General features: G+C 69.2%; 13 protein-coding genes. 10 read left to right on the top strand and 3 right to left on the bottom strand.

Translation table 11 applies throughout. The features are described from left to right. The first annotated feature begins 85 nt into the window (after positions 1-85). The 5 genes from BRO63_RS16575 (at position 86) to BRO63_RS16555 (ending at position 5,223) form a co-directional block, all read left to right on the top strand. On the top strand, positions 86-562 hold the full coding sequence (locus BRO63_RS16575) for a MarR family winged helix-turn-helix transcriptional regulator (RefSeq protein WP_088140823.1): 477 nt from the start codon (positions 86-88) through the stop codon (positions 560-562). Continuing rightward, on the top strand, positions 559-2,610 hold the full coding sequence (locus tag BRO63_RS16570; protein WP_088140822.1) for an FUSC family protein: 2,052 nt from the start codon (positions 559-561) through the stop codon (positions 2,608-2,610). Before BRO63_RS16575 ends, BRO63_RS16570 begins: the two co-directional genes overlap by 4 nt. Next, positions 2,607-2,819: a DUF1656 domain-containing protein gene (locus BRO63_RS16565; RefSeq protein ID WP_013394149.1), complete on the top strand. Its 213-nt coding sequence runs from the start codon at positions 2,607-2,609 to the stop codon at positions 2,817-2,819. Before BRO63_RS16570 ends, BRO63_RS16565 begins: the two co-directional genes overlap by 4 nt. A gap of 2 nt (positions 2,820-2,821) precedes the next feature. Then, the gene (locus BRO63_RS16560; protein WP_088140821.1) at positions 2,822-3,736 is read left to right on the top strand and encodes an efflux RND transporter periplasmic adaptor subunit; all 915 of its coding nucleotides are present in this window, start codon (positions 2,822-2,824) and stop codon (positions 3,734-3,736) included. A 65-nt stretch (positions 3,737-3,801) separates the two neighbouring features. Then, positions 3,802-5,223, top strand: coding sequence for an efflux transporter outer membrane subunit (locus BRO63_RS16555; RefSeq protein WP_088140820.1), 1,422 nt, complete (start codon positions 3,802-3,804; stop codon positions 5,221-5,223). Here BRO63_RS16555 and ypfH read toward each other — a convergent pair whose 3' ends face one another. After that, positions 5,224-5,928: an esterase gene (ypfH, locus tag BRO63_RS16550; protein ID WP_088140819.1), complete on the bottom strand. Its 705-nt coding sequence runs from the start codon at positions 5,926-5,928 to the stop codon at positions 5,224-5,226. A gap of 185 nt (positions 5,929-6,113) precedes the next feature. On the opposite strand from ypfH, the gene BRO63_RS16545 reads away from it, so the two are divergent. The 4 genes from BRO63_RS16545 to BRO63_RS16530 all read left to right on the top strand — a co-directional run bounded on the left by BRO63_RS16545 (position 6,114) and on the right by BRO63_RS16530 (position 13,176). Beyond that, positions 6,114-7,649, top strand: a complete 1,536-nt coding sequence (locus BRO63_RS16545; protein WP_088140818.1) for an amino acid permease — start codon at positions 6,114-6,116, stop codon at positions 7,647-7,649. Between the two features lie 192 nt (positions 7,650-7,841). Beyond that, positions 7,842-8,546, top strand: a complete 705-nt coding sequence (gene imuA / locus BRO63_RS16540; RefSeq protein ID WP_088140817.1) for a translesion DNA synthesis-associated protein ImuA — start codon at positions 7,842-7,844, stop codon at positions 8,544-8,546. Continuing rightward, the gene (locus BRO63_RS16535; RefSeq protein ID WP_088140816.1) at positions 8,476-9,945 is read left to right on the top strand and encodes a Y-family DNA polymerase; all 1,470 of its coding nucleotides are present in this window, start codon (positions 8,476-8,478) and stop codon (positions 9,943-9,945) included. The genes imuA and BRO63_RS16535 overlap by 71 nt, the downstream gene beginning before the upstream one ends. A gap of 6 nt (positions 9,946-9,951) precedes the next feature. Further along, a complete protein-coding gene (locus BRO63_RS16530) occupies positions 9,952-13,176 on the top strand; it encodes an error-prone DNA polymerase (RefSeq protein ID WP_179215127.1) in 3,225 nt (1,074 codons plus the stop codon). A gap of 16 nt (positions 13,177-13,192) precedes the next feature. Here the strand turns inward: BRO63_RS16530 and BRO63_RS16525 are convergent, their stop codons facing one another. Next, positions 13,193-14,476 carry an SGNH/GDSL hydrolase family protein gene (locus BRO63_RS16525; protein ID WP_088140815.1) on the bottom strand — a complete coding sequence of 428 codons (1,284 nt, stop codon included), beginning with the start codon at positions 14,474-14,476 and terminating at the stop codon, positions 13,193-13,195. 101 nt (positions 14,477-14,577) lie between these two features. Here BRO63_RS16525 and BRO63_RS16520 point away from each other — a divergent pair, with 101 nt between their 5' ends. Beyond that, positions 14,578-15,483 (top strand): LysR family transcriptional regulator, encoded by a 906-nt coding sequence (locus BRO63_RS16520; RefSeq protein ID WP_088140814.1) that lies wholly within the window; start codon positions 14,578-14,580, stop codon positions 15,481-15,483. Here BRO63_RS16520 and BRO63_RS16515 read toward each other — a convergent pair. Beyond that, positions 15,480-16,622, bottom strand: a complete 1,143-nt coding sequence (locus BRO63_RS16515; protein ID WP_088140880.1) for a YgeY family selenium metabolism-linked hydrolase — start codon at positions 16,620-16,622, stop codon at positions 15,480-15,482. The two genes, BRO63_RS16520 and BRO63_RS16515, sit on opposite strands and share 4 nt — an antisense overlap. Positions 16,623-16,630 lie beyond the last annotated feature (8 nt).

Here is a 16,630-nt window from a genome sequence, read left to right as displayed (position 1 = left end):
CCTATTTTCCCGATTGAGAAAATCCATGGAGATAATCGCCATTTTCAATTATTAGTAAGCTAATAGATAGGATACAATCTATTCCATGAACACGCCCACCGACTCCCAGCTCATGGCCACCACCTCCGCCCTGATGGTCCTGTCGCGCGCCTATCGCGGCGCCGCCGACAAGGCCCTGGCCGACTATGGCCTGTCCCAGGCCACCGCCTGGCCCGTGATCCTGGCCGGCCGCCTGGGAGACGGCGTGCGCCAGGGCGCGCTGGCCGAGGCGCTGGGCGTGGAAGGCCCGTCGCTGGTGCGGGTGCTGGACCAACTGGTCGCCGCCGGCCTGATGGAACGCCGCGAAGATCCGCACGACCGCCGCGCCAAGACCCTGCACCTCACCGACGCCGGCCAGGCGCTGCGCGCCAAGGTCGAGGACGTGCTGGTCGACCTGCGCCGCCGCCTGTTCCAGGGCGTAAGCGAAGCGGACCTGCAAGCCTGCCTGCGGGTCTTCGACTGCCTGAAAGTCACCCTGGGCCGCGGCGGCGCCGGCACCCAGCCACAGGACCAACAAGCGTGAAACTCCCCAACGTCCGCGAAACCATCTTCTCGCTCAAGAGCTACCTGAGCGCCATCATGGCGCTCTACCTGGCCTACAGCATGGGATTGCCGCGTCCGTTCTGGGCCATGACCACGGCCTATGTCGTGGCCCAACCCTGGTCGGGCGCGGTGCGCTCCAAGGCGCTGTACCGCCTGGCGGGCACCTTCTTCGGCTCGGCCGCCACCGTCTACCTGGTGCCGCGGCTGTCGAATTCCCCGGTCGTCATGACCGCTGCCATGGTGCTGTGGGTGGGCGCCTGCCTGTACCTGTCGGTGCTGGACCGCACCCCGCGCTCCTACCTCTTCATGCTGGCGGGCTATACCGCCGCCATGATCGGCTTTCCCAGCGTGACCGCCCCTGCCCAGGTGTTCGACACCGCGCTCGCCCGCGTCGAGGAAATCAGCCTGGGCATCGTCTGCGCCACGCTGATCCACAGCATTGTGCTGCCGCGCGGCCTGGCCCCTGCCCTGACCCTGATGCTGGACAAGGCCGTGCGCGACGCCCGCAACTGGATGCACGACACGCTCAGCGGCCAGGCCACCGAACAGAAGGACCGCGACCGCCGCGTGCTGGCCAACGACATCACGCAGCTGCGCCTGATGTCCACCCACGTGCCCTTCGACACCAGCAACCTGCGCTGGACCTCGGGCGCGGTGCGCGCCATGCAGGACCAGATCGCAGCGCTGACGCCCACCGTATCCGCCGTGGAAGACCGCATGCGCGCCCTGCAGGCCGGCGGCCAGCCGCTGCCGCAACCCGTCACGGCCTTGCTCGCCGACATCTCCGAATGGATCAACGCCGGCGCCCAGGCCACCCACGAGACCGCGGTGCAGCTGCGCGCCGCCGCCACCCGCCTCACGCCTGAAATCGACAGCCGCTCCAGCTGGCGCGACGTGCTGCTGGCCAGCCTGATGACGCGCCTGCGCGAACTGGTCGACACCTATGACGAATGCCTGGCGCTACGCCGCGAGATCCGCGCGGGCCTGGCTGGCGCGCCGCTGCGCGCCCCGCGTTCCAAGCCCGCGCCCAACGCCGCGCTGCACCGCGACCGCGGCATGGCGCTGCTGTCGGCCCTGGCCGCCGGCGTGGCCATTTCGGTCTGCTGCGCCTTCTGGATCGGCACGGCCTGGAGCAACGGCGCCACCGCCGCGCTCATGGCCGCCATCTTCAGCTGCTTCTTCGCGTCGCAGGACAATCCGGTTCCCGGCATCATGCAGTTCCTGACCTACACGGTGTATTCGATCCCGCTGTCGGCGCTGTACCTGCTGGGCATCATGCCGGCCCTGCACTCGTTCGAGATGCTGGCCCTGGCCATGCTGCCCACGACCTTCGTGCTGGGCATCTTCATCGCCCGGCCCGCCAGCGCCGGCAAGGCCATGGCGATGCTGTTCGGCTTCCTGGGCACGATGGCGCTGCAGGACACCAATACCGCCGACATCGTGTCCTTCATCGACACGCAGGTCGCGCAATGCATGGGCGTGGCCACCGCGGCCATCATCGCCGCCATCTTCCGCACCGTCAGCGCCGACTGGAGCGCGCGCCGCATCCAGGCCGCCAACTGGAAGGAACTGGAAACCCTGGCAAGCTCGCCGCGCGCCCCATCGCGCCACACCTACGCCGCGCGCATGCTGGACCGCATCGGCCTGTTGCAGCCACGCCTGGCGCTGGCCCAGCGTCCGGACGACCTGGTCGCCGCCGACGCGCTGAAGGATCTGCGCGTGGGCCGCGACATCACCGAACTGCAGCGCGCCCGCCGTCACCTGCCCATGGCCGAACCGGCCATCCAGCCGGTGCTGGACGGGCTGGCGAAATTCTTCCACGCGCGCTCGGCCTGGCAGGTCGGCGAGAAGACGCCCGAGTTCCTGGCCCAGATCGACCGCGCACTGGCCAGCGTGACGGCCACGCCGCCGGGCGCCGCCGCCCGCGACCGCGCCGTGGTCGCGCTGGTGGGCCTGCGCCGCGCCTTCTTCCCCGACGCGCCCGACTACCAACCCGCCCATCCCACCCTGGAGGGCCAAGCATCATGATCGGCGAATTCAATCTTTACGGCGTCTATTTCCCCTGGCTGCTGGTGCTGGGCGTGGTGACCCTGGGCGTGGCCTGGGCGGTGCGCCGCGTGCTGGCCCGCGCCGGGCTGTACCGCCTGGTGTGGCACCCCGCGCTGTTCGACCTGGCGCTGTTCGTGGTGCTGCTGTACGGCGTATCCCTCATTTCCCCCTATTTACTACAGAGATAAGCATGAAACTCCCCAATGCCCTGCGCCCCGCAGCCATCGGCAAGTTCGCGGTGACCGCCGTCGTCGTCGCCGCGGCCGCCTACGCCGGCTGGCAGCTCTGGGTGCACTATGAAGTCGAACCTTGGACCCGCGACGGCCGCGTCAAGGCCTACGTGGTACAGGTCGCGCCGGATGTCTCCGGCCTGGTGACCAGCGTGCCGGTGCACGACAACCAGGACGTGAAGGCCGGCGACGTGCTGTTCGAAATCGACCGCGCGCGCTTCCAGCTGGCCTATGACCAGGCCCAGGCCTCGGTGCGTTCCGCGCAAGTGGCGCGCGACCAGGCCGTGCGCGACGCCAAGCGCAACCGCTCGCTGGGCCAGTTGGTGGCCGCCGAGGCGCTGGAACAAAGCCAGACCAAGCTACAGCAGACCGAAGCCGCGCTGGCCCAGGCCGAAGTGCAGCTCAATACCGCGCGCCTGAACCTGGAACGCAGCCGGGTGCTGGCAGTGAACGACGGCCGCATCACCAACCTGGACCTGCGCGCAGGTTCCTACGCCACCGCTGGCCGCGGCGTGATGGCGCTGGTGGATTCCAGTTCGTTCTACGTCGAAGGTTATTTCGAGGAAACCAAGCTGCCTGGCATCCACGAAGGCGATCCCGTCACCGTGACGCTGATGGGCGACTCGCACCATATCCGCGGCCACGTCGAAAGCATCGCCATGGGCATCGCCGACCGCGACCGCAGCACCGGCGCCAACCTGCTGCCCAACGTCAATCCCACGTTCAACTGGGTCCGCCTGGCGCAGCGCATCCCGGTGCGCGTGAAGATCGACGACGTGCCCGAAGGCGTGCGCCTGGTGGCCGGCCAGACCGCCACCGTGTCGGTGGATTCCGGGCCTGCCCACTCGCAGGCCGAGGCGCACCAACCGTCCTGACCGGCCGTCCTGATCGTTCCTTCCTTCCACCCTTTTTCTCTTATCGACGCACAGCCGTAACCGCCATGAACACCAGATACCTCCTGCCTCTTACGCTGGCCCTTGCGCTGGCCGGATGCGCCGCCGTGGGCCCGGACTACCAGGTGCCCGCCGGATCGGTGGCCGAGCGGCAGAGCGCGCAGGCGCCCTTCACGCAGGCGCGCGAGGCGGCGTTCCGGCAGGATGCGGTGCCTGGCCACTGGTGGCGCCTGTACGACGATCCCGTGCTGGATGGCCTGGTGGAAAAGGCCCTGGCCGCCAACACCGACCTGCGCGTGGCCAGCGCCAACCTGGAGCGGGCCCAAGCCGCCGTGCGCGAAGCGCAGGCGCAGCAGCAGCCGTCCATCGGCGTCAATGCCTCGCCCACTTTCGGCCACGTGTCCGGCTTGCAGGAACTGCAGCCCGGCATCGATCCGCCCAATCGCTGGTCCTATTCCATGGGCGCCAGCGTGGCGTACCAGCTGGACCTGTTCGGCCAGATCCGCCGCGCCGTGGAAGCGGCCAGCGGCGACGAGCAGGCCGCGCAGGCCGCCTACGACGCCACCCGCGTCACCGTGGCCGCCGAGACCGCCCGGGCCTACGCCAATATGTGCGCGGCCGGCATGCAGCTGGCCTCTGCCCAGCATTCGGTGCAGGTGCAGAAGCAATCCCTGGACGCGGTCGACCGGCTGCAACGCGCTGGCCGCGGCACCACGCTGGACGTGACCCGCGCCCGCAGCCAGCTTGAACAACTGCAGGCCAACCTGCCGCCGTTCCAGGCCCAGCAGCGCACCGCGCTGTACCGCCTGGCGGCGCTGACCGGCCAGACGCCGGGCCAGATCCCGCCCGCGCTGCTGCAATGCGCCCAGGCCCCGCGCCTGACCGAGACCATCCCCGTGGGCGATGGCGCCGAACTGCTGCGCCGCCGCCCCGACATCCGCCAGGCCGAGCGCACGCTGGCCGCGGCCACCGCGCGCATCGGCGTGGCCACGGCGGACCTGTATCCGAAGATCTCGCTCGGCCTGTCAGCCGCCTCGGGCGGCCCGGCCGCCATGTTCGGCGACCGCGGCACCTTCAGCTGGAGCGTCGGCCCGCTGATCTCCTGGACCATTCCCAACACCGGCGCCGCGCAGGCCCGCATCGCCGAGGCCCAGGCCAGCACCAAGGCCGCGGCGGCGCGCTTTGACGCCACCGTGCTCAACGCCCTGCGGGAAACAGAAAGCGCGCTGGTGGTCTACGCGCGCCAGCTGGACCGCGACGCCGCCTTGCGCGCCGCGCGCGACCAGAGCGCCGAGGCCGCCTCCCAGGCCAGCCGCCTGTTCCAGTACGGCAAGACCGACTACCTGACCGTGCTGGACGCCGAGCGCACGCTGGCCAGCAATGAAAGCGCGCTGGCGGCTTCGCAGGCCGACCTCAGCAGCGACCAGATCGCGCTGTTCCTGGCGCTGGGCGGCGGCTGGGAAAAATGATCAATGCACCGAGGTGCCGTCCGGCGGCGTCTGGTTCAGGCCCAGCGCCGCTTCCCAGCTGCGCAACGGCACGCAGGTCTTCAAGCGCACGATGGCGCGCTCGATCAGCGCCGGGTGCAGCGCGTGCCCCACATTGCTGGCAATGTCGATGGTCGAATCCCCGTGCAGCTCGCTCAGCCGCGCCTGGGCGGCCTGGATGTTCGCCACGCTCATGATGGGATCGGCCTCGCCATGCAGCAGGTGCAGCGTGGTGTACTGCGGCGCGGTCTTGGGCAACTGCGCATACCGGCCTGAAAACGCGATGACGCGGCCGGCCATGCCGTCGTGCGCCTGCACCAGTTCCAGCGCCATGATGGCGCCCTGCGAAAAGCCCGCCAGGGCCGTGTCCGACTGCAGCAGGCCGAAACGCGCCTGCGCCTCGCGCATATAGGCTTCCAGGGGCGGCAGCGCCCGCGCCACGCGCTCGGGGCGGTTTTCCTCGGTCACGCCGCGCACCGAGAACCATTGCCGGCCCTCGCCGCCGCCGTCAAAGGGCTCGAAGCCCTGGGGCACCAGCACCGCCGCGCTCGGAAATGCCGCGCGCACGGCTTTTGCCAGCGGCTCCATGTCGTCGGGGGTGCCGCCCACGCCGTGCAGCAGGATGAACAGCTGGCGCACGTCGACGCCGGCATCGGGAAGGAATTCGATAGAAGTGGAAGACGCCATGAAACCGCTCCGTGCTGGCTGGGGCCGCCAAACGGCCCCGGAATAGCCGCATTGTAAAATGCGCGCCTTGAAGCAACCTTTGCCGCACCGCCACGGACCGGCTGGCTTGCGCGGCATTGCCTGGCGGGCAGGCCCGCACGCCCGTGCCTGATGGTCCGCCGCCGCGGCAACTTCCTACCCCAGTAATGCAAACTCCGACGACAGAATCCGGCGCCACGCCTGCCGGCCAGAACCAGCTGCATCGCGTGCTCAAGGCGCGCCACCTCACGATGATAGCGTTGGGCGGAGCCATCGGCACCGGCCTGTTCGTGGCCTCCGGCGCCGCCATCGCCCAGGCCGGCCCGGGCGGCGCGCTGCTGGTCTACCTGGCCATCGGCCTGATGGTCTACTTCATCATGACCAGCCTGGGCGAACTGGCGACCTTCATGCCGGTATCGGGTTCCTTCTGCACCTATGCCTCGCGCTACGTGGACGGCGGCTTCGGCTTCGCGCTGGGCTGGAACTTCTGGATCAGTTGGGCCACGGTGGTGGCGGTGGACGTGGTGGCCGCGCAGCTGGTCATGGCCTACTGGTTCCCCGACACGCCGGGCTGGATATGGAGCGTGGCCTTCCTGGCCCTGACCTTCGGCCTGAACGCCTTTTCGGCGCGCAGCTTCGGCGAGGCCGAATACTGGTTCGCCATCATCAAGGTCGTGGCCGTGCTGTGCTTCATCGGCGTCGGACTGGCGATGCTGGTCGGCATCATCCACAGCGGCACGCCCGTGGGACTGGCCAACTGGTCGGTCGGCGACGCGCCCTTCGTGGGCAATGCGGCCACCTGGGTGGGCGTGGCGATGGTGGTGGCCTATTCGTTCCAAGGCACGGAACTGGTGGCCGTGGCCGCCGGCGAATCCGAGAATCCCCGCCGCAACGTGCCGCGCGCGATCAATCATGTTTTCTGGCGCATCCTGCTGTTCTACGTGCTGGCCATCCTGATCATCGGCCTGCTGCTGCCCTATACCGACCCGCAGCTGCTGCGCAACGAAGTGGAGGACATCGCGGTCAGCCCCTTCACGCTGGTGTTCCAGCACGCCGGGCTGCTGTCGGCGGCCACCGTGATGAACGCCGTGATCCTGACCTCGGTGCTGTCGGCCGGCAATTCCGGCATGTACGCGGCGACGCGGATGCTGTTCAACATGGCGGTGGAAGGCCAGGCGCCCGCCCTGTTCCGGCGCGTCACCCGCAGCGGCGTGCCGCTGTACGCGCTGATGGCCACCGCGCTGCTGGCCTGCCTGTGCCTGTTCAGCCTGGTGTACAGCCCCAAGGCCGTCTACATCTGGCTGCTGAACTTCGCCGGCATGACCGAATTCATCGTCTGGCTGAGCATCGCGGTCAGCCATTACCGCTTCCGCCAGGGCTATGTGAAGCACGGCTATGACACCGCCGACCTGCCCTACAAGGCCGGCCTGTTCCCCTTTGGCCCGCTGCTGGCCTTCGTCCTGTGCCTGGTGGTCACGCTGGGCCAGAACTACCAGGCCTTCCTGCAAGACCGCATCGACTGGATCGGCGTGATCTCCACCTACCTGGCGATCCCGCTGTTCCTGGCCTTGTGGATCGGCCACCGGCTGGTGCGCAAGTCGCACTGGATCCGGTATGAAGACATGCGGTTTTATGGGTTGGACCTGGATCGCGCGGCGGGTGTGGCGGCCTCGGCAGCTACTAGTGAGAACGCCCGCGCTTAGTTGCGATCCGCCTGCCTGAAGCAACTAAAATCGTATCCAACACGGCCCACCCCTCTGCATCGAAAGGTGTACGGGTGGGTTTTCTTTTAGTTCGCGGCATGCTCCGCCCCCTTTAAATACTGTACATATATACAGTTATAATGGCTCATCGGCCACTTCCACCGGGTCCCTCCCTCCGGCAACCGATTTGCCATGCAGTCCCCAGAACGTATCCACCCCGCGTTGTGGCGCGCCACCCAGTTGGCTCAAGGCGCCGCCCGCACCCTGCCCACCGGGCATGCCGCGCTTTCGGCCGAGCTGCCGGACGGCGGCTGGCCGTTGGGCTCCCTGAACGAATTGCTGGTGCCGCATCCCGGCATCGGCGAAATCCGCCTGCTGCGTCCGGCGCTGGCCCAACTGGAAACGCGCCGCGCCATCGCGCTGGTGCAGCCGCCGCACGCGCCCCACATCGCCAGCTGGATGAGCTGGCGGCTGGATCCGCGCCAATTGCTCTGGGTGGCACCGGAAAAACCCGTGGACGCGCTCTGGGCCGCCGAACAGATCCTGAAGAACGGCAGCTGTGGCGCCCTGATCTGCTGGCTGCCCCATGTGCGCCCCGAATCCCTGCGCCGCCTGCATCTTGCCGCCCAGGCCAGCGACCTGCTGTTCATCGCCGTGCGCCCCAGCAGCGCGGCGCAGAACGCCACGCCCGCGCCCTTGCGGCTAGCGCTCGCGCCGGCCGCGGGCGGCCTGTCCGTCCACATCCTCAAGCGCCGCGGGCCCGCCTGCGACACGCCGCTGTACGTGGGCCTGGACACCGGCGCCACCACTCCTGTTACTCCCCGCCATGCGCCTCTGGATCGCCGCCTTCCTGCGCTGCCTGCCGCTGGACGCACTGCGCCCGCACTGGCCGCTTGAGGGGCAGGCGTTCGCGGTCCTGGAACAGGAACGCGTCGCCGCCCTGACGCCCGCCGCCCGCCGGGCCGGCGTCAAGCCGGGCATGCGCCGCGCCGGCGCGGCCGCCATCGCCCCCGAGGTCGAGCTGCTGCCTCGCGACGTCCAGGCCGAGTCCGAAGCCTTGCAGGGCGCGGCGCTGGCGCTGCTGCAATACACGCCCGAAATCGCCCTGGCCGACGGCGACACCCTGCTCCTGAACGTGAGCGCCAGCCTGATGCTCTTCCGCGGTCCGAAAGCCCTGCACCGGCGGGTGGCCGCCACGCTGCGCGCGCTGGACCTGCGCGTCTCGCTAGGCATGGCGCCGACCGCCGCCGGCGCCTGGCTGCTGGCGCGCAGCCCCGGCCGGCGCGCGCCCCGCCGCACCCTGACACTGCCCACTCTGACCCGGCGGCTGGACGCCCTGCCCCTGGCCCTGCTGCCGCAGGCGCAGGCCCGCCGCGACTGGCTCGACGACATCGGCTGCCATACCCTGGCGGACCTGCGCGCCCTGCCGCGCGCGGGCCTGCAACGGCGCAGCGCGCCCGAACTGCTGCAGGCCCTGGACACCGCCTACGGCCTGGCGCCCGAACTGCATCGCTGGATCGAGCCGCCGCACCAGTTCTCGCGCCGCATCGAACTCACTGACTACGTCGAGCACACCGACGCGGTGCTGGCGGTGGCGCGCCGCCTGGCCGAACAGCTGGGCGGCTGGCTCAGCGCCCGGCAGTTGGCGGTGCGCCGCGTGGTGCTCAGCATGGAACACGAACGCGGCCGCCACGCCCGGCCGCCCACCGAACTGGAACTGGCCCTGGCCCAGCCGGTCTGGCAGGCCCCGCAGATCCTCCACCTGCTGCGGGAAAAGCTGGCCCGCTTCACGCTGGAAGCGCCCGTGATCGCCGTGATGCTGCTGGCGCCCGACACGGTGGAACAGCCCGCCGCCAGCACCACCCTGTTCCCCGAGCCCGGCGGCACGCCCGCCGACCATGCCCGGCTGCTGGACCTGCTGGTGGCGCGCCTGGGCCGCGACCAGGTGCGCCATGCCCATCCCGTGCCCGACCACCGCCCCGAGGCCGCCAACGCCTGGGGCGACGCGCTGTCGCCGCCTCAACGCCCCGCGCCGCTGCCCGCCCTGCTGGACCGCCCCTTCTGGCTGCTGGACCCGCCGTTAGCCCTGAAGCTGTCCGGCCACCGGCCGCAATACGGCGGCCAGGCGCTGCGCCTGATGCGTGGCCCCGAGCGCATCGAAAGCGGCTGGTGGGACCCGGCCCTGACCGTGCGCGACTACTTCGTCGCCGAGGACGCCGCCGCCGCGCGCTACTGGATCTACCGCGAGCGCGACGACGAGCACGCCCGCTGGTTCCTGCATGGGCTCTACGCCTGAAGCGGTATGCGCATGGACGACGACGACACCCCCGGCATCCTGGCGCAGCTACCCGGCTACGCCGAGCTGCAATGCCAGTCCAATTTCTCTTTCCTGCAGGGCGCTTCGCACCCCGAGGAACTGATCGACCGCGCCGCCGAACTAGGCTACGCCGCCCTCGCCATCACCGACGAATGCTCGCTGGCGGGCGTGGTCCGCGCCCACGTCGAAGCCAAGACCCGCAAGCTGCCGCTCATCATCGGCGCCACCTTCCAGTTGCGCGCCGCGCCCGACGCCGCGCCGCTGGGCCTGACCCTGCTGGCGCAGACGCGCGAAGGCTACGGCAACCTGTCCGAACTGATCACCCTGGCCCGCACCCGCGCGCCCAAGGGCGAATACCAGCTGGCGCCCGAAGACCTTACCCATCCTCCCAGCGGCCACGCCCATCTGCGCCACCTGCCCGAGTGCCTGGCCATCCTGAGCCCCGCCTACGGCACCGACGCCGACCGCATGGCTGAACAGGCGCGCTGGCTCGCGCGTGTCTTCCCCCACCGCGCCTGGGTGGGGCTGACCCTGCTGCATCGCTCGCGCGACGACCTGCACCGCGCCGCGGTCGAACACGCCGCGCAGGCCGCGGACCTGCCCATCGTGGCGCTGGGCCAGGTGCAGATGCACCTGCGTTCGCGCAAGCCGCTGCACGACACGCTGACCGGCATCCGCACCCGCCAGCCGGTGTCGCAATGCGGCTACGAACTGTCCGGCAACGCCGAACAGCACCTGCGCACGCGCATGCGCCTGGCCAATCTGTACCCGCCGCAGACGCTGGCCCAGACGCTGGCCGTGGCCCGCCGCTGCGCCTTTTCATTGGATGAACTGCGCTACGAATACCCGGACGAGATCATTCCGCGCGGCCACACGCCGGCCACCTATCTGCGCCAGGAAACCCTGGCCGGGGCTGCCCGCCGCTTTCCATCCGGCACCCCGGACAGCGTCACCGCGCAGATCGAAAAAGAGTTGGCCCTGATCACCGACCTGCACTACGAAGCCTATTTCCTCACGGTCTACGACATCGTCCAGTACGCTCGCGGCGAGGGCATCCTGTGCCAGGGCCGCGGGTCCGCCGCCAACTCCGCGGTCTGCTACTGCCTGGGCATCACCGAAGTGGATCCGGTGCGCGGCAACAACCTGTTCGAACGCTTCATCAGCAAGGAACGCAACGAGCCGCCCGACATCGACGTGGACTTCGAACACCAGCGCCGGGAAGAAGTCATCCAGTACATCTACCGCAAATACGGCCGCGACCGCGCCGCGCTCACCGCCGTGGTCATCTCCTACCGCCCGCGCAGCGTGCTGCGCGATACCGGCTGCGCGCTGGGCGTGGACGCGGGCGTCATCGACGCCGTGGCGCGCGCCCATCAATGGTGGGACGGCAAAAAGGAAATGCTGCGCACGCTGGGTGCCTGCGGACTGGACCCTGAATCGCAAGTGGCGCGGCAATGGGCGGCGCTGGCGCAGACCCTGATGGGCTTTCCGCGCCACCTATCGCAGCACCCTGGCGGCTTCGTGATTTCACGCGGCAAGCTGTCGCGCCTGGTGCCCATCGAGAACGCCGCCATGGCAGACCGCAGCGTCGTGCAATGGGACAAGGACGACCTGGACGCGCTGGGCCTGCTGAAAGTGGACGTGCTGGCGCTGGGCATGCTGTCGGCGCTGCGCCGCACGTTGGAGCTGGCCGGCCAGCGCCGCGGCCAGCCCTTGCGGCTGCAGGACATCCCCCCCAGCGACACGCCCACCTACGACATGATCTGCGACGCCGACACCATAGGCGTGTTCCAGATCGAATCCCGCGCCCAGATGACCATGCTGCCACGCCTGCGTCCGCGCGAATACTACGACCTGGTGGTGCAGGTCGCCATCGTGCGCCCAGGCCCGATCCAGGGCGGCATGGTCCATCCCTACCTGCGCCGCCGCCAAGGCAAGGAGCCCGAAACCTATCCCAGCGAAAAAGTACGCGGCGTGCTCAGCCGCACCATGGGCGTGCCCATCTTCCAGGAACAGGTCATGCAGATCGCCGTGGTGGCCGCCGGCTTCACGCCCGGCGAATCCGACCAATTGCGCCGCTCCATGGCGGCCTGGAAGCGCAAGGGCGGCGTGGACAAGTACCGAACCAAACTGGTCGGCGGCCTGCTGGCCCATGGCTACAAACTGGATTTCGCCGAGGCCCTGTTCCGCCAGATCGAAGGCTTCGGCGAATATGGCTTCCCCGAAAGCCACGCCGCCAGCTTCGCGCTGCTAGCCTATGCCAGTTCATGGCTCAAGCGGCACGAGCCCGAAGCCTTCCTGGCCGCCCTGCTCAACTCCCAGCCCATGGGCTTTTACGCCCCCGCGCAACTGGTGCAGGACGCCCGCCGCCACGGCGTCTGCGTGCTGCCGCCGGACGTCATGATCAGCGGCTGGGACTCCGCGCTGGAAACCCTGCCCGAAGGCCACCCCGGCGCCCGCCGTACCGCGCATCCGCACGCACCCGCCACCGACGGCGCCCGCCCCGCCGTCAGGCTGGGGCTGAGCCTGATCCAGGGCATGCGCGAGGACGCCGCCCGGCGCATCGAGGACGCGCGCGCCGCCACGCCCTTTGCCGACACCGGCGACCTGGCCCGCCGCGCCGCGCTCACCCGCCATGACCTGAACTCGCTGGCCGCCGGCGACGCCCTGCGCACCCTGGCCGGCCACCGCCGCCAGGCCAGCTGGGAGGCCGCCGCCAGCGTGCAGAGCCGCGACCTGCTGCGCGACGCCGCCATCCAGGAAACCCAGGCGCCGCAGCTGTCCGCCCCGTCCGAGGGCCAAGCCGTGGCGGCCGACTATCGCAGCGTGGGCCTGACCCTGCGCAGCCACCCGGTGGCCTTGCTGCGCCCCCAGCTCGCGGCGCGCAATTTCCAGCCCGCCTCCGTGCTGAACGGCTACCCCGACAAGCGCGTGGCGCGCGCCTGCGGCATCGTCACCGTGCGCCAGCGCCCGCAGACCGCCAAGGGCGTGATCTTCGTCACGCTGGAAGACGAGACCGGCCCCGTCAACGTGGTCGTGCGCACGGAACTCATCGAACGGCAGCGCCGGGAACTGCTGGGGGCCTCGCTGCTTGGCGTCTATGGGTCCTGGCAAAGCGTGGACGGCGTGCGCCACCTGATCGCGCAGCGGCTGGTGGACCTGTCCGAACTGCTGGGCGACTTGAACACCCAGAGCCGCAATTTCCACTAACCGTTCCAGACGCATCTCAATCGCCGAACAGCATGGCCATGTCCAAGGCCTGCGCCATGGCCTGGTAGCCGGCATCGTTGGGATGCAGGTGGTCGCCCGAGTCATAGGCGGGCAGCAGCCGCGCCGGATGCGCCGGATCGCGCAGCACCGCATCGAAATCCACCACCGCGTCGAACACGCCGCTTTCGCGGATCCAGCGGTTCACCTCAAGCCGCACCGCGTCCTTCGCCGGGTTGTAGTGGCCCGACAGCGGCGTGTCATGCAGCGAACCTTCATACGGCGCGATGGTGCCGCCCACGATGCGCACGCCGCGCAGGCGGGCCGCCTCTGCCAATTGCCGGTAGCCCTCGGTCAATCTTGCCGCCGTCATGGGCGCGTCTGCCGGCGCGAAGCCGCTGTCCGGCCAGCCGATGTCATTGATGCCCATCATCATCACCACCGTGCGCACACCCGGCTGCGACAGCACGTCGGCATCAAAACGGGCCATCGCGTTCACGCCCATCTTGTCGCCCCAGACCCGCGCGCCCGAAATACCCGCATTCGCCACGCCCACGCCCTGCGGCGCCAGGCGGCGGGCCAGGAAATCCGGCCAGCGGCGGTTGGCGCCCGGCGTCGAGCCATTGCCATCGGTCAGGGAATCCCCAAACGCTACCACTACTGGCACGCGCGACGGGCTCTCGACCCAGATCCCAGCCAGGAAAGCCCGACCTTGCAGCGCCTGCGCATCAGGCAGCTGCGCCGCCGCCGTGGCATCGCCCCGGACCAGGGCGCCAGTCTGCTGCGCGCCCCAATGGAAGGTCGTCACCGGCGTCGCCTGCGGGAAGTAAAGGCTGACGGCGAGCTCGGCCAGCGCGGATACCGGCAGGTCCACCGGATCGCTGACCACCTGCGCACCCGGCGCCACCGTCACGCTTGGCCGACCGCCAAAGGCCAGTCCGCGGCTGGACGCCGGACGGATCTTTGAAGGGCCGGAGGCCAAGGCAACGCTGGCCGCCCCGATCTCCAGGGGCTGAGTGCCATAGCGGTTGGACAGCACCACCCGCAAGCGCGGTCCGCCCACGCTCAGCATCAGGGTCTGGCGCAAGGTCTGGCCGCGCAATTCGGCTGGCATTTCCGTGGGCAGCACGAAGGAATCCTCCCACAGCGGTTGGGGACTGGCGAACCAGGAGCTGACCCAGTTGGAACGCGCGGCATCGGCCTGAACAGGAGGCTGCGCGGCGGCGACGGACGGGGCCGAGACCGCAAGGCCTGCGGCCAGGGTAGCGGCCGAAACCAGGGAAAAGGGATTGAAGCGATTCATGACGACTCCAGAAAAAGGGAAAGTGACGTCACGATAGGTTCTTCCCAATTCCACCGGTAGAACCCTAAACTGCATACCACTTCTTCCAAAAAGGAATGACCATGGACACCCTGCGCGCCATGCGGGCCTTCGTCCGCGCCGTGGAGCTGGGCACCCTGTCGGCCGTCGCCCGCGAACAAGCGCTAAGCCAGCCCGCCCTGAGCAAGATCGTCGCCGCGCTGGAAAAGGACCTGAACGTGCGGCTGCTGGAACGCAGCACCACCCGCGTCGTGCCCACCGAACAAGGCAAGCGCTTCTACGAACGCGCCACCCGCGTGCTGGAGGAATACTCCGAAGCCGTCGCCGACGCCCGCGGCCAGACCGAAAAGCCAGCCGGCTTCCTGCGCATCAACGCGCCCGTGGCGCTGGGCCAGTTCCGCCTGAACGCGCTGGTCCGCGAATTCCTGGACGAATACCCCGACATCCAGGTCGAACTGATCCTCAACGACCGGTTCGTGGACCTGGTGGAAGAAGGCGTGGATGTGGCGCTGCGCCTGGGCGGCAACCTGCCGCCCAACGCCATCGCCCGCAAGGCGGCCCTATCGCCGCGCTACCTGGTCGCCGCCCCCGCTTATCTGGCGCAGCGCGGCAAGCCCCGCGCGCCCCGCGATCTGGCCGCGCACGAATACGTGCGCTTTGCCTGGCTGGCTGCCGGGGACACCCTGGAACTGCATCAGGGAGCCACCCTCGCCACGGTCCAGACCCAGGGGCGCTTCCGCGTCAACAACGCCCTGGCCATCCGCGAAAGCCTGGCCATGGGCGCCGGCATCGGACTATGCCCTGCGTGGCTGGTGCAGGATCTGGTCGCCAGCGGCGAACTGCTGCGCGTGCTGCCCAAATGGAGCGCCACGCCGCAAGAGGCTTTCCTCATTTATCCATCGCGCCGCTACCAGTCGCTACGGGCGCGGCTGCTGATCGACTTCCTGAATGAGCGGCTGGCCCGCCTGCCCGGCATGCAAACGCCCTAACCGCAGACCGCGCGCACCAGATTCCGGTAGATATCGCGCGCGCCTTCCAGCTGCTCCAACGCAATGGATTCGTCGATCGTGTGGGCATCCTCTTCATTGCCCGGTCCCAACCCTATCGTCGGAATGCCGCGGCGTCCGGCCGATTCCGACCCATTGGTGCAGAACGCCCAACTGCCCACCACCGGATCCCGGCCGCTGACGCTGACGGCCGCGCGCGCAGCCTGCAACAAGCCGGCCTGCGCGTCGCAACGCCAACCCGGCAACCAGCGCGGCGGCGTGGCGTGCTGGCCGGTATAGGTCGCCACTTGATCCTCGCTGACCCGCAAGGTGAAGTCGGACAGGCCGTGCGCCGCCAGATGCCCGCGGATCTGCGCCAGTACATCCTCCAGGCGTTCGCCCGACACGGTGCGCCGGTCAAAGCGTATCGTCGTCGAGATCGGAATCATGGAGATCGACGGATAGGGATGCGACACGATGTCCGTCGGCACCAGCAGCGCCTGGCCCAGCACCTCGTCGTGCGGCAGCGGCAGGCTCTCCAGCGCGGCCAGCGCCCGGGCCGCCGCATGCAGGGGATTGACGCCGATGTGCGGCGTCGCCGCGTGCGCCGGCTTGCCGTGGAAGGTCAGCAGCAGTTCCACGCGCCCTTTCTGGCCGGCCTTGATCTGCAATTTTGACGGCTCGCAGATGACCACGGCCTGCGGCGTGCAAATGTCCAGCACCGAGGCCAGCGCATGCCCTTCGATGACTTCCTCCAGCACGCTGGCCGACACGGCCACGCGGCGCTTCAAGCCGTCCCGCGCCGCCTCTGCCACGCCGCAAATCGCCGCGGCAATGCCACCCTTCATGTCGGTGCTGCCGCGCCCATACAACCGTCCATCCCGGATCTCGGCGCCGAACGGATCGAAGCGCCAGTCGCCCGCCACCGGCACCACGTCCATGTGTCCGTCGAACAGCAAGGCCACGTCCGCATCCTCGGGGCCGATCAGCCCCAGCACCGAGCCATTGCCATCGGTCGTGACCGAGTTGAAGCCCGCCTCGCGCAGGGTCGCGGCCATCAGCGCCGCCATCTCGCCTTCCTTGCCCGAAAGGCTGGGGATGCGCACCATCGCCTGGGTCAACGCAATTACGTCCAGAGTCATCATCATTC

The sequence above is a fragment of the Achromobacter xylosoxidans genome (assembly GCF_002192695.1).
Classification (GTDB): domain Bacteria; phylum Pseudomonadota; class Gammaproteobacteria; order Burkholderiales; family Burkholderiaceae_B; genus Achromobacter; species Achromobacter xylosoxidans_C.
The sequence above is the reverse complement of the archived record's forward strand: the minus strand, read 5'-3'. Positions and strand labels throughout refer to the sequence as shown.

What these genes read in the sequence shown, in the direction of transcription:
- BRO63_RS16575 (WP_088140823.1), top strand. Translation starts at nt 86, where the DNA reads ATGAACACGCCCACCGACTCCCAGCTCATGGCCACCACCTCCGCCCTG.
- BRO63_RS16555 (WP_088140820.1), top strand. Translation starts at nt 3,802, where the DNA reads ATGAACACCAGATACCTCCTGCCTCTTACGCTGGCCCTTGCGCTGGCC.
- BRO63_RS16565 (WP_013394149.1), top strand. Translation starts at nt 2,607, where the DNA reads ATGATCGGCGAATTCAATCTTTACGGCGTCTATTTCCCCTGGCTGCTG.
- imuA (WP_088140817.1), top strand. Translation starts at nt 7,842, where the DNA reads ATGCAGTCCCCAGAACGTATCCACCCCGCGTTGTGGCGCGCCACCCAG.
- BRO63_RS16535 (WP_088140816.1), top strand. Translation starts at nt 8,476, where the DNA reads ATGCGCCTCTGGATCGCCGCCTTCCTGCGCTGCCTGCCGCTGGACGCA.
- BRO63_RS16515 (WP_088140880.1), bottom strand. Translation starts at nt 16,622, where the DNA reads ATGACTCTGGACGTAATTGCGTTGACCCAGGCGATGGTGCGCATCCCC.
- ypfH (WP_088140819.1), bottom strand. Translation starts at nt 5,928, where the DNA reads ATGGCGTCTTCCACTTCTATCGAATTCCTTCCCGATGCCGGCGTCGAC.
- BRO63_RS16525 (WP_088140815.1), bottom strand. Translation starts at nt 14,476, where the DNA reads ATGAATCGCTTCAATCCCTTTTCCCTGGTTTCGGCCGCTACCCTGGCC.
- BRO63_RS16560 (WP_088140821.1), top strand. Translation starts at nt 2,822, where the DNA reads ATGAAACTCCCCAATGCCCTGCGCCCCGCAGCCATCGGCAAGTTCGCG.
- BRO63_RS16545 (WP_088140818.1), top strand. Translation starts at nt 6,114, where the DNA reads ATGCAAACTCCGACGACAGAATCCGGCGCCACGCCTGCCGGCCAGAAC.
- BRO63_RS16520 (WP_088140814.1), top strand. Translation starts at nt 14,578, where the DNA reads ATGGACACCCTGCGCGCCATGCGGGCCTTCGTCCGCGCCGTGGAGCTG.
- BRO63_RS16530 (WP_179215127.1), top strand. Translation starts at nt 9,952, where the DNA reads ATGCGCATGGACGACGACGACACCCCCGGCATCCTGGCGCAGCTACCC.